At 38.1% G+C, this 14,051-nt stretch carries 11 protein-coding genes; all 11 read right to left on the bottom strand.

Going from position 1 to position 14,051, the window contains the following annotated elements; all coding sequences use genetic code 11:
* Window positions 1–192: 192 nt before the first annotated feature.
* Window positions 193–1,041 (bottom strand): glycosyltransferase, encoded by an 849-nt coding sequence (locus tag AACQ83_RS11475; RefSeq protein ID WP_112877794.1) that lies wholly within the window; start codon window positions 1,039–1,041, stop codon window positions 193–195.
* Window positions 1,042–1,665: 624 nt separating this feature from the next.
* Window positions 1,666–2,235, bottom strand: a complete 570-nt coding sequence (locus tag AACQ83_RS11470) for a hypothetical protein (protein WP_112877793.1) — start codon at window positions 2,233–2,235, stop codon at window positions 1,666–1,668.
* 1,089 nt (window positions 2,236–3,324) lie between these two features.
* A complete protein-coding gene (locus tag AACQ83_RS11465; RefSeq protein WP_112877792.1) occupies window positions 3,325–4,341 on the bottom strand; it encodes an NAD-dependent epimerase/dehydratase family protein in 1,017 nt (338 codons plus the stop codon).
* On the bottom strand, window positions 4,338–5,198 hold the full coding sequence (locus AACQ83_RS11460) for an NAD-dependent epimerase/dehydratase family protein (protein WP_112877791.1): 861 nt from the start codon (window positions 5,196–5,198) through the stop codon (window positions 4,338–4,340). Before AACQ83_RS11460 ends, AACQ83_RS11465 begins: the two co-directional genes overlap by 4 nt.
* Window positions 5,199–5,228: 30 nt before the next feature.
* Entirely contained in the window at window positions 5,229–6,542 is a 1,314-nt protein-coding gene (gene rfbH, locus AACQ83_RS11455; RefSeq protein ID WP_112877790.1) for a lipopolysaccharide biosynthesis protein RfbH, read from the bottom strand.
* 124 nt (window positions 6,543–6,666) lie between these two features.
* Complete coding sequence (gene rfbG, locus AACQ83_RS11450; RefSeq protein ID WP_112877852.1) at window positions 6,667–7,737, bottom strand: CDP-glucose 4,6-dehydratase; 1,071 nt, start codon at window positions 7,735–7,737, stop codon at window positions 6,667–6,669.
* A 5-nt stretch (window positions 7,738–7,742) separates the two neighbouring features.
* On the bottom strand, window positions 7,743–8,519 hold the full coding sequence (gene rfbF / locus AACQ83_RS11445) for a glucose-1-phosphate cytidylyltransferase (protein ID WP_112877789.1): 777 nt from the start codon (window positions 8,517–8,519) through the stop codon (window positions 7,743–7,745).
* A gap of 11 nt (window positions 8,520–8,530) precedes the next feature.
* Complete coding sequence (locus AACQ83_RS11440) at window positions 8,531–9,508, bottom strand: FAD-binding oxidoreductase (RefSeq protein ID WP_112877851.1); 978 nt, start codon at window positions 9,506–9,508, stop codon at window positions 8,531–8,533.
* A gap of 1,055 nt (window positions 9,509–10,563) precedes the next feature.
* Window positions 10,564–10,746: a hypothetical protein gene (locus AACQ83_RS11435; protein ID WP_112886943.1), complete on the bottom strand. Its 183-nt coding sequence runs from the start codon at window positions 10,744–10,746 to the stop codon at window positions 10,564–10,566.
* Between the two features lie 37 nt (window positions 10,747–10,783).
* Entirely contained in the window at window positions 10,784–11,743 is a 960-nt protein-coding gene (locus tag AACQ83_RS11430) for a DMT family transporter (protein ID WP_112877788.1), read from the bottom strand.
* Window positions 11,744–12,176: 433 nt separating this feature from the next.
* Entirely contained in the window at window positions 12,177–14,051 is a 1,875-nt protein-coding gene (locus AACQ83_RS11425; RefSeq protein WP_112877787.1) for a polysaccharide biosynthesis protein, read from the bottom strand.

Genomic DNA, 14,051 nt, shown 5'->3' with positions numbered 1-14,051 from the left:
GAGAATTCAGATATCTGGCTTATTCTCTATTTTCAAATATTCAGCAATAATCTCCAGCTCCTATATTTAGAAGTGAGATATAATTTCTATCTGGTCTGAGCTTTTCATTGTGACTTTGATGATGTATTGATATATTAAATTTCTTGTATGTGTAATTTATAGGTTTTTAAAATTAATCCATTTATATATATTTTACATCTCAATTTTGTCTTTCTGGCATGAAAGAATTTTTTCTCTAGAATAATTATTGATTCTTTCTATATTCTCTCTGTCAAGCTTGTTTAAATCTTCGTGTTTCTTCATTGATAACAACCAATTATAATGAACTCTGTTAGCAACATGATAAAAACCAGCGCTACCAGCTAAGAATCCTTTTCGAAGGAAGTAATTAACAAAAAAACATTTCAGTGATTGCAATATTAAATAGTACGGAGGACGATATTTAGATTGTTTAGCGTGGACATCAGTGTAACTATCATGAAGACGTTGAACTGCGCTAGCAGTATGTGATATAAAATGGTGAATAAAAAAATTACTTGGCATTTGATAAATTCTTTCTTTTGCCACTGTTGGTTTTCCATATTCGTGCATTCTATTTCCAGAAAAATCAATTGCGTCTTTTTTAAAAATACGATTTGCTCTGCTAGACAGTGAATTGTTGCAAAACTGACCGTAATAGTAATCTTTTTTTACTATGGATATGATATCAGCCAAGTCATTATCAATGACATGCTTTATTTTCATTGAGGTATCTTGACTTATCATCTCATCTGCATAGGCCCAATAAACCCAAGGGGTTTTCACTGTATTAAGTATTTTTTCTGTAGTTATTTCATTCTCATTCCATCCAGGATTAGGGTTTTTATTTAAAAAAACTTGGCAACCATATTTTTTAGCAATTTCAATCGTTTTGTCTGTGCTATAATTATCAGCTACTAAGACATGCCCAAATGGTTTTAGGTTTTTAATTACACGTTCAATTCTACTTTCTTCATTATAAGTAAAAACAACGAAAGTTAACTCGTTCATGAAATTATTCATTTAATACTTCCTATTTAAACTAAATAACTTTGCAAAATAGTCTCTCACTTTGAGAGAACTCAATCCAGTTTTAGTGATCTGATTAACCGTTAAATCAAAATAGGATCACTAACTAAAAGGTGGCTTACACACTAAAATTTCGAGACCAGCATTATGATGAAAAAATGGCTTTAAATACAGCTCATTTTGTCAATTTAAAGCCCATCTCATTCGGGCTTTTACGAAGATTAAGTGGGTATTGGCTAATATATAGAGGCTAACTGATCCCTTAAAGGGCAGACAAAAGATTTAAATTTATTTATCAGTTTGCTAAAAAGGTTAAAATGGACTTATCCGCAAACTGAAACTTTGACTCTGATAGTTGACAATTGATCCGTAAGAGTCTGTGGTCCAATGGTTATCAGCTAGCCCAAAGTTGGATTTATTGTTTTGGCTGACCTATTTCCCTTGACTGAATAAAAGAAAAATTGCTGTAGTTATCTTTACATGATCACAATTGCTCGCAATCATCAATGTCATTACATGTGGCAATTATTGCTAAAAATGGAACAGTTTATGGTTGCTGTTTCACTTTCCCTTGGAAGCTAGTCTAGTAAAACAAGGGTGTAGCGATAATATATATAGCTATTTGAGTGATTTATGCGTATTAATCATAATATACATAACCACACAAAACTGACTGAAGATAATTCCTAATGCTATAGTAATAAAGACATCCATTTTTGTTATAGTATATATGGATAACATCACAGCCATAACTGTAAACCCTAATACACCTGATGTTGCAAAAATTGACAATTTACCATCTTTAATGTTATATAAATGATTATAAGTGCCTATAATAGCATTACCGCCTTCTTGGAGTACACCAACTGGGAGTAAAAATAAATATGGATAAAAATTATCTTTCTCGGCAATATGAAAAAATATCATACCAGCAGGAATTGATAGAAATGATAATACAATACAAACAAGAAAAATTAGTTTAATGTGTTTATTAATATATTGACCTTCTGTGTAGTATATTCTTGGAATCCCAATCTGATTTATAATTGATAATACTGCACCTGTAGCTGTACCTGCCAAATTGGTAATAAATGATAAAATACCTAACTCACTAGTATTTCCTAAATATGCTAAATACGGCCTATATCCCTGTAACTGTCCCACATTCATAATACCTGAAGTACCCATCAGCATTATTCTTTGGATAGCAACTTTCAAAGAGTAGTAATCTTCATTATTTTCATTAGAATAATGGAATCTTATAAAGATAAGATATGAGGATATTATCAGAACTGAAATGGAATATATTATAAGAGAGACAATAATAGAAAAAATTGTTGAACCATAACATTTATAAACACAATAAAAAACTATAACTTTCATTATAACATCAAAAACTAATAATATTGAGGATATAACTTGTTTATTTGCAAGCTGATATATATTTTTCACCAATGTATATATATAGGTTGATAATGATAGTAGACAACAACTTATTATATGCAAAGTCAATGGTTCATTTGATTTAAAAAAAGTAATAAAATAAAAAAGGCAAAATGAAGAAATAATTCCACAGCCAAATGCTGATGTAAAAAATAAGAATCTAAAAAATGGTAACTTTTCTATGATAAAACTACGAGCTATTGATGATAACTGACGCTGTATGGATAAATCGGCACCAAAAAATACAGCAACATTGCCAAAACATGATATAGTGCATATTAGATAATAAAAACCTATTTGTTCATCATTATATACTCTAATCAAGAAAAAATAGAATATCAGCATTAATATAACTGATAATAACCTAAGAAGTGTCAGACTAAAGATTTTACCACTTAAATTAATCATGTTAGAGATAGTTGTATGCCTAATTAGTTTGAGGATTTAAAATCTGGGAATTGTTATTAATGCGACAGGCAGATTTATTAACTTTTTCTCGGAGAGTAACATTAAAAAAGCGATAAATGGTTTCGTGGAATACTCTGGGAGATGCAAAATAACGTTCGTCCATGAACTTCCTGAGTCGCTCAATCTGATTCAAGTTAGGGTTGTAAGGTGGTAGTTAATGTAGCCCAATATTGAGTACAAATACGATATCTTTTACCCGTTCAACACGGTAGAAATCTACCCCGTCCAAGGCAATGCGGGATATTCACGAATGACGATATCCCTCAATATACCTGCAAATCGACGTTTATGATATTAAAATGAGGGCAGTTTCTCAGTTTTTGAGTATCAAAAAAATACCTGCTTCGGGTTACTACGGTTGTGGCATTAGAGAGAAGCACACCAATCAAACATCTTCTTGACCCCCTCTTTAGAGGTTACTTTCGGCATCCACTCCACATAGTGAGATATCTTCGATACGTCAGCCACAAATACTTTTTGATCACTTTCTCGTGGAGCTAATTTCTCATAGTTAAGAGTAGTTCCAGAAATCTCTTGAAGAAGATTAAACAACTCAATAAGTGATAAGCTATTAATGAATCCACCGCCAATATTGAAGGCTTGTCCAGATATTTTTGGTATACGTATTAAGGTAGAAAAATATAACGAAATCATATCCTCTGCATGTAATACGTCGCGAACCTGCTTGCCATTTCCTGATATAGTGAATACAGAACCATTTCCACGGCTAGCAGCTAATGCTTTCTGACAAAACCAGCCTACCCATCCTTGGTCATAAGTAGCAAATTGACGACCACCATACATAGATGAATGTCGGAAAACGACTGTTTTTAAACCAAATATTCTAGCATAGTCTAGCATATACTGATCAGCAGCTCCTTTAGAGCAGCCATAAGGAGAATGAAAGTTCAACTGAGTCGATTCGTCAAAGCCGTTTGGCTTTTCAACACACCCATAACGGGTCTCAGTTTCATGATATGTGTATTGTTCTAAGTCGCCATAAACTTTATTTGTAGAGGAATAAATGATCCCACAGTCAGGATTATACCTGCGAACAGCTTCTAATAAGTTAAACGTCCCACCAACATTAACCTCAAAATCCATTTGGGGATTATCGATAGAAGTCGTCATGGCAACCTGACCAGCCAGATGGAAAATGTTATCTGGCATATATTTAGTAATAACATGAGTTACATCATTTTTATTACGTATATCACCATGTACGAATGTTAATTTACCCTGAGATTGCAACCAGTTAAGATTATCGATCGAACCAAAGCGTGATAAATTATCAAAAACTATTACATCAATGCCTAACTTAAGTGCATTGGAAGCCAGATTACTACCTAAGAAACCACAGCCACCAGTGACCAATAATTTCATATTCTTTCCTTTTCAATCATATCATTGACTGCATTTTCTAGTGAGAATTGGGGGTGCCACCCTAGCGAAGATAGAATTTCTATTTTTGCGCAACTGTACATTAATTCATTCTCTCGCATAGGTAGAGCACCAAATTCAATACTAGATCTGCTATGTGTTTTTGCTGCAACAGCCTCTACAAATGTTCTTACTGGAATTGCTAAACCAGAGCCTATATCTAGGCTCTGTCCATTACTAATTTTATCCAAGTTGGATATCAGGATTTGAAAAGCACCTATCAAATCTTTGATATAGATAAAATCTCGCAACTGAGTCCCTGCTGTCAGTTTGAGAGGGAGGTTACGTATACATTGGTGAAAAACATAAGTGGTAAACTTGGTAATATCATCAAATGGGCCGAAAAAATGCTCTAGTCGGGCATTGATGAATTTACATAAACCTGTAGAGGTTAAGTATTTCGCTAAATCAACGAATTGATTTTTCGTTAATGCGTATGCACTCACTTCAGGGGGAAGAGATGTTCCACAATTAATAAACGTATATGCTCTTTCCTTTCCTAGACACTCAAGCAAAATTATCGGAAATGTAAAATTTGCATTGATAAGATCTTGCAACTGCTCATTTTTACGACCATAAAGCGCCGCTGTATTAATGACAATATCAGGACTAAAACTTTGGACGGCATCACACCATTTTGTTGTATCATCGAGATTGATTAGCTGTACTTTATCAACACAGGAGAGTCGAATCAGAGAAGAGTTTGTTCGAATAGTGCCTGCCACTTCGTGTTCGGGAATAAAGGCATTAGCTAGTTGACTACCTAAATAGCCACTAATTCCAGTGATTAATATACGCATGAATAAACGGGGAAAATTCCCCGCCTCAACTTAAAAATTAACCCCAAAGAACTCTTCAAACTTAGCAATGACATAATCTAGGTGGTCTTTGGTCAAGCCAGGATAAATACCAATCCAGAAAGTTTGATTCATAATGCGGTCGGTATTGGTCAACTCACCAACCACACGATAATTACGGTTAGCAAAATAGGGTTGACGGGTCAGGTTACCGGCAAACAGCAAACGCGTACCAATTTTAGCTTCGTCTAGGAACTTGACCAGTTCAACACGGTTAATGCCACTGGTCTCTTTCAGCGTAATCGGGAAACCAAACCAGGAAGGCTCAGAGTTTTCGGTTGCTTCCGGCAACTCAAGGAACTCAGCACAGTTTTCCAGACCTGCTTTCAGATAGGTAAAGTTGGTCTTACGTTGTTCAACAAACTCTTCAACGCGCTCTAGTTGAGCCAGGCCACAGGCTGCCTGCATATCGGTGATCTTTAGGTTATAACCCAGATGAGAGTAGATGTACTTGTGATCATAACCTTGAGGTAATGACCCCAGTTGCTGACCAAAACGCTTACCACAAGTGTTATCGCAACCTGGTGCACAATAGCAATCACGTCCCCAATCGCGGAAAGATTCAATGATCGTCTTCAGTTCGCCTGACTTGGTAAACACGGCACCGCCTTCACCCATCGTGATATGGTGCGCAGGGTAGAAGCTAACGGTACCGATATCACCGAAAGTACCGACCATTTTGCCATCATAACGGGTGCCCAGTGCATCACAGCAGTCTTCGATAAGCCACAAGTTATACTTATCGGCGATACGGCGTACTTCGGCTAGATTAAACGGGTTACCCAAAGTATGGGCGATCATGATAGCTTTGGTCTTATCGGTCACTGCTGCTTCAATCAGTGTCGGATCGATATTGTAGGTCGGAATATCCACATCGACAAAGACGGGGATAAGACCGTTCTGAATAGACGGGTTAACAGTGGTCGGGAAACCGGCCGCTACAGTGATGACTTCATCACCCGGCTTAAGTGCACGTTTACCCAGCTTATGGGAAGTCAGTGCGGTTAACGCCAACAGGTTGGCAGATGAACCTGAGGAGGTGGTCAGCACATGGGGTACGCCAATATATTCCCCCAGTTTTTTTTCAAAGGCATCATTGAAACGCCCAGTGGTCAGCCAGCCATCCAGAGAAGCCTCAACCATTAGTTGTAGTTCTCGGGCACCGATCACTTTGCCGGAAGGTGGTACTACGCTGGCGCCAGCTACAAAAGGTTTAGGAGCCATCGCTTCTTTTGCATACTGGGCAACCAGCGAGGAGATCTGTTCACGTAATGCTTGAGAACTCATTAATTCATTTCCTATCAATGGGTTGTATTATCTGTCTTTGCTGGCCTCAGGGCTGCTGACAAATGTTAAAGGGCGATATGTTAAGGATACAGCCCCTAAAAGTCATGTGTCTTTAACAGATTTATTACACAGCCATATAATCACGAATTTCCCGCAGTGAGACTTCGCGCATATTTTCACCCGCCAGCCATGCCTTATGCCAGTTGATGATACGTTCCAGTGTGTTGACCAGATCCCAGCGGGGATGCCAGCCCATTCTCATCTTAGCTTTGGAGCAGTCCAGTTTTAGGTAATGAGCTTCATGCGGGTGTTCTGTGCCATCGAGTTGCCAAGTGGCATCCGTCCCCCATAGTTGAACCATCGTTTCAACAATAAACTGTACCGGCTTGGCATCATTGTCATTAGGGCCAAGATTCCATCCCTCAGCAAAGGCGCATCCGTTCCGGTAAAGGTGCTGAGCTAATAGCAGATAGCCGGAGAGTGGCTCCAATACATGCTGCCACGGACGAATAGAGTGCGGATTACGGATCACAACAGGTTCGTTATTTTGAAAAGAGCGTAGAATATCTGGGATCAGTCGATCCTTGGCCCAATCACCTCCGCCAATCACATTACCGGCACGCACCGATGCCAGCGCGACTCCATGATGCTCATAATCTTTGGGATTAAAGAAAGAGTTACGGTAGGCAGAAGCTACCAGTTCTGCACATCCTTTGCTATTGGAATAGGGATCATAGCCGCCCATAGCCTCGTTTTCACGATAGCCCCAAACCCATTCCCTGTTTTCGTAGCATTTGTCACTGGTAATGTTGACAACTGCCTTAATACCGCCAACCTGCTTGATAGCTTCCAGCAAATAGACTGTCCCCATTACATTAGTGGAATAGGTCTCAATAGGATTATCGTAGGAGAGTCTTACTAGTGGTTGAGCAGCCATGTGAAAGACTATCTCGGGTTTGAAGTCAGTTATGGCTTCACGCAGATGGAAAAAATCACGGATATCCCCTTCTTCAGAAAGCAGACCTTTATGGACGTTCACCACTTCAAACAGACTGGGTTCAGTTGGTGCAGGTAGTGAATAACCGCGAACAATCGCTCCCATCTCTTCAAGCCACAGGGAGAGCCATCCCCCCTTAAAACCGGTATGCCCTGTGAGAAAAACACGTTTTCCGCGCCAGAAGTTCGCTTCAATCACAGTGTTTACTCCCAAATTTTCCATGGAGCCTGTCTCTTCTCCCATAATGCTTCGAGATAATGTTTGTCGCGCAGAGTATCCATGGGCTGCCAGAAGCCTGTATGTTCATATGCCATCAACTCGCCCTGTTCTGCTAGGGTCATTAGTGGTTCTTGTTCCCAGGTAGTGGCATCATTATCGATGAGATCAATCACTTTTGGGCTGAGTACAAAGAAACCACCATTGATCATGGCACCATCGCCTTTTGGCTTTTCTTGGAAAGAGCGGATTTGTTTATTCTTGTTGATATCAAGCGCACCAAAACGTCCCGGCGGGAAGGTGGCGGTAAGGGTAGCCAGTTTTCCGTGATTGCGATGGAAATCAATAGTGGCCTGAATATTAACATCGGAAATACCATCACCATAGGTAAATAGGAAAGCTTCATCGTCCTTTATATAATCTGCCACCCGCTTCAGACGTCCTCCTGTCATAGAGGTATCCCCGGTGTCAACCAAGGTGACATTCCAAGGCTCAGCTCGTTTCTCATGCACTTCCATCCGATTCTCTGCCATATAGAATGTTACGTCAGACATATGCAGGAAATAGTTGGCAAAATACTCTTTGATAACATATCCCTTGTAACCACAGCAGATGATAAAGTCATTAATACCATGAGCAGAGTACATTTTCATGATGTGCCATAAGACTGGCTTTCCACCAATTTCCACCATTGGCTTTGGTTTTACCACTGTCTCTTCGCTCAGACGGGTACCCAAGCCCCCGGCCAAAATTACTGCCTTCATGATTTCCTCATTTATTTAGATACGGTGAATGCATCAGAGAAGAAGTGCTTCCCAGGCAATCCATTTTTTATAAAATCAGCTCTTGCTGCTTCGATCATAATTGGAGATCCACAGGCATAAACGGCAAATGCTGAGAGATTATCAAAATCCTCCATTACAGCCTTATGGACGAATCCTCTTCTTCCTGACCATTGAGAATCTTCACCAGATAACACGGGTACATAATGTATATTCTCATGCTTGGTAGCCCACTCTATCGGAAGGTCTGAATAGAAATCAGCCCCGTTGTTCATTCCCCAATAGATATGGATGTCACGTTTGGAATTTTGTTCGATAAGTTTTTCCACCATGGACTTAACTGGAGCAAACCCAGTACCGCCAACAAGAAAGATAATTGGTCGATTATCGTTTCTGACGAAGAAAGTTCCCAGCGGTCCCTCTAATCTCATCAGAGTATTCACCGCTAGCTCATTGAATAAAAGACTACTCATAACTCCATCGGCGACCCGTCGAATATGTAATTCGATCCCTTCTGAAACAGTAGCATTGGCAATGGAATAGCTTCGTACCACGCCTTGATAATGAAGATTAATATATTGACCAGGTAAGAATGCAAAAGATACGGTAGGCGGCAGTCTGAATTTAATGATCATATATTCATCTGCTACTGTGCTGGTTGAGCTCACTTTGCAGGGTACAATCTTTTTCGTTAGCTCAGCGAGTTCTGGATAATATTCAGCTTCTATGACAATCTCGTCAGAGCTGGGCTTACATTGACAAGTCAAAAAACGTTCGCCAGCCTTATATACACGTTCTTGTTCATCGGAAACTTCACCAGCAAGTAGAAGTGATTCGCACATGCCACATGAACCATTCTTACAGCTATATTCTAGTACTACGCTAGATTCCAGTGCGGATTCAAGAATTGTTTTATTTTTTACTGCGCTGAATTCAATCTGAGAGGGAGTCAATTTAACTGTGGTACCCATCATTTACTACTCGAAATATTGTGCATTTGTGAATGACAAAAACTTTTGAATCTTGGCAAAAAACTCGGACTTGACTCAGGGAAAGATTACGAAATATCTTGTTTGTGCCGTAAGGACATCAGACAGATAGCATGTACTCATTACGGCTTTCTTTATGTTCCCGTTTTCATCTTGTTCTTTAATATTTTTGCATTTTTAAAGTGCACCAAGTCAGTGATAGCAGGGGCTTTCACGCTATTTTCTTGGTCAATGAATATCTGGGTTAATCCTTCAAGTGTGTTCTAAGTCTCGTAACTAACTTTATTCCTAAGTTATTTCCATTGTTCAAAAGGCGCTTGAAGCTTATTTGGTCTTTAAGGAGTTGTAATAAGTAAGAATATCTTGTATTTCTAGTCAACACCAGTACTGATAATGAATGATTGGTTTGTCATATACAGGGAAGAGGTTGTTTAAATACGCTCGTCGTTAGTAGGCATAATACTAATGCCAGAACTACCAGTTAAGATGATGTTCTTCATATTAATTTAACAAAATAATTTATGTTATTTTTGAGTCTGGGTTAATTTTAAGAGAATCATTAAATGAGATTATTTAATGATTTTTTCTTAACTTAACATGCGGAAATTTTCTTAACTACGAGCTACGATAAAGCTTGAATTGATATCTTAAGAATCATTAGATAAGGCTACCGCACTAGGTTTCTGGCTCCCAGAGTGCCTGTAATATTCGGTAATCTTATCTATTGCACTGATTTTCCAATACTTTTGTCTGTCTTAACAAAAAGTAATGGGGGATAAGATTTTGTAACTAGTTGTGGGGAGATTAGACTGTAAACTTATCTGGGTCAAGCTTAACAGCCAACTTGTTTAACTAATTGGTAGAATACAGTTAGCTGGAATCTGTATTACTGCTCATGGAATGGCGGTTAGATTTTACCAACAACGTACTATGACGCCTTGCTTTTCAACAGGTTTCCTTCTATTCCATTCGCTTCGGGATGTGGCAGTATTTTCGTGATGTCCGTTCGGTAGTAAAGCTTAATTGTGACATCATGCTTATTTAGCATTGTGATTGGTGGGATAATTATGTTCCCATCCTTCAACCCATATAGGTAAATCCAGTAGTGATTGTTGTTTGAAAGTCAGGGAAGGAGCAATGGTTGGTGTAGGTTCGAGAATACTTGGCAATATATTATTGATCGCCAGTAGAGCTTTAGTGGTTTTCTTTAACGATAGCATTAAAACGAACTTAAACTTGCTGCGAATAGAATCGCACTTATTTAAGCGTCAAAATCAGTTTTTTGATATTCAGTGGATTGACAGCAGTCAGGAATGAGCCAGCAGAGACGCCTACACATAGGAGCAATAGATTTATAGAGACGGGTTCATCTACCAGTAAACAAGCAAAAATCACTGCCCAGATAGCATAAGTGATGTTTAAACTCATAGCACGGATGGGTTGAAGCATGCAGATTGCTTTGTAGTAGAAGAGGTACGATAGCGTGGCTACCAGAGAAGTGAAGAATAATAAGGGGTATAATTCTATATTTGAGAAGATGTGTACAATACCAGGAAAGGAGTGAACGAATAATATGATAATAATTAAATAGCCTACGGAGGATGATAATTGTCTGATGAAATAAGCGATATCAGCAGGTATATCTTTATTCATGCCATAAGAGCTGATAACAACTTCGGAACTCCAGCCTAGTGCGCATATAAAAGCAAAAATAAAGCCTATCCAGCCAGATATTGTCTGAGTTGATGCTGAATAACCTAGTATCATGGTACATATAACAGCTAGTATTAATCCCAATATACCGATAAGGTGAATACGATCTTTAAGTAGAAAAAAAGAAATTAACGCACCAATAGCAGGGTAAGTTGCTGAAATAGTTGCTGTGTAGCTAATACCAATGTATTGAATAGCTAAAATATAACAAGACATGCCAATTGGGCCGCCAAATATAGCCGCCAGTATAATTATTCCATTTTTCTTGTTTTTGGGGATAAGGCGTATCGTTCGGTATTTTCCTTTAACTACAAGATATATAAACATATATCCGCACGAAATCGTATCATTCAAGAAAGCGAGTACGATGGGAATGAAAAAACAACAGGAAAGTGCGGTGTTTTTTAGTAATAATGCGAAAAGTACGCCACTTAGACCCCAGAAGACACCAGAGGAGAGTCCATAGGCATTGGCTGTTATTTTACGGTTGGTGAATATAGCCATTTGGATACTGTTTCATAAATTTATAGACTCATGCTAAGAGGTTAGCTCAATAATTTCCAGATGTTTAACCATTTTCCTTTGTTGAGGGAATAAATGAAGGAAGTATAATGCATATGATATATCTAATAATGAGGTTTTTGTTGGCTTTTTATTTTAGTTTCCTGAATTATATAATTTTTAATTGCTCGTGTGTTAAATATTTCATAGGATTATTGTTTTTCCATAGGGCTAATATTGGCAATATGGTTGGTTTTGTTGGTAGTTGATATATGGATATACTAGGTCTATTTAGTGAGAAGATTTATACCCAATAGATTTCGAGTTGCAGCGCGGCGGCAAGTGAACGAATCCCCAGGAGCATAGATAACTATGTGACTGGGGTGAGTGAAAGCAGCCAACAAAGCAGCAGCTTGAAAGATGAAGGGTATAGATATTATTTTAGAAGATCGTAGATGTAATCTTTAGGATGAAAATCAATAGGCGCATTGATAAGGATCTTTCTAATATTTTCAAAATCGTAATTTTCACAAGATGTTTTTAGATCATTTAATAGTGGATTTAATTTATCCCAAGTCAGAAAAACTTCATTGGCTGTCATTATTCTTGGGTGGCTGGTGCCAGAAACGTTATCACCAATTAAGAGTTCTTCATAAAGTTTTTCACCGGGTCTTAATCCGGTAATTTTAATTTCGATATCGCCATGAGGATTGGTTTCATCTTTCGCTGTCAGCCCGGAAAGATGGATCATTTTTCGGGCGAGATCATAAATTTTTACTGACTCTCCCATGTCCAGAACAAAAACATCGCCATTATTGCCCAGTGCGCCTGCCTGGATGACTAATTGGGCGGCTTCTGGGATCGTCATGAAGTAACGGGTAATTTCTTTGTGGGTGAGGGTTATCGGTCCACCACTTTTTATCTGTTTTTCGAACAGAGGAACAACGGAACCGGATGAGCCAAGAACGTTGCCAAAGCGAACCATTGAGAATTTTGTGTGGCTGTTCTCTTTAGCAAAGGCTTGTAATATCAGTTCTGCGAATCTTTTTGTTGCGCCCATTGTATTTGTCGGGCGGACGGCTTTGTCGGTAGAGATTAATACAAATTTTTCAACTTTTTGGTTAATTGCTGCTTTGGCAAGTGAGAGGGTGCCAAAAATATTGTTATTAATGCCCTCTATGGTATTCATTTCTACCAGTGGAACATGTTTATATGCCGCCGCGTGGTATATGGTGTTAATGTTAAATTTATTGATTATTCTATTTATTTTGTCTGAATCTTTTATGTCGCCTAAAATTGCAGTAATGGTTATATTTAGATCTCTATCTGAATTTATCTTTTGTAACTCTTTTTCTATTGAGTAGAGGCAGTATTCGGTTAATTCAAATAGGACTATCTGAGAGGGAGACTGAGTGATGATTTGTCGGCATAACTCTGATCCGATTGAACCGCCGGCACCGGTAATAAGAACATTTTTGTTTTTGATGTTTTTACTGAGTAGGCTTTGTAATGGGTCAACTTGTTCTCTTCCTAATAGATCATTAATGGAAACACGTTTCAGTGTGTTTATTTGGGCTTTGCCTTCAACCAGATCATTGAAGCTTGGAATGGTGAGGATTTCACAATGTTCTTTTTGCAGTTTTTCTAGTATTTTTTTTCTATTAGATATTGATGCACTGGGTATGGCTAATAATATTTTCTTTATATGATATTTTTCTACTAAAATCGTTATCTTCTCTGGCGGGAAGACATAAACCCCATGAATCGATAAATGATGTAATTTATCATTATCATCAACAAAAGCAATTGGGTTGAATTCTCTATGTTCTCTTAATATGGGTAAGAGTTGCCGGCCAGATTCTCCTGCCCCATATATGATAACCGGAGCGCCTTTATATTTTATTAAATTACGTAGCGTTCTATAGACAAATCTTGTGCCGCAGAGCGAGATAACTAAGAAAGAAAAATAGATAATGGGTACGGTTCTGGGCAAAAATGCTTGTTGATATAAGGAAATTGCGGTTAATAGTAGAGTAGATAGAAATGAACCAATAATAGCCCATTTCAATATACTCATGTTGACATATTTTAATATCGATCGATAAAAGCCAATTCTTAAGAAAATGAATAGTGTGAAAGGTATGGTGAATATAATCGTTAACCAATGTTGTAAGCTGAAAATGGGCACTTCTCTATCAAGGCGTAACCACATGCTTAGCCAGTATGAAATAATGATAATAAATATATCTACAATCAGAAGAACGATGGTCTTTATTAGTCTATCTTGGTAGAAAAACATTCTCTTGTTCAT

This window comes from Photorhabdus sp. S10-54 (genome assembly GCF_963878145.1).
Lineage (GTDB): Bacteria > Pseudomonadota > Gammaproteobacteria > Enterobacterales > Enterobacteriaceae > Photorhabdus > Photorhabdus kayaii.
This window is presented reverse-complemented; position numbering and strand designations above follow the sequence as displayed.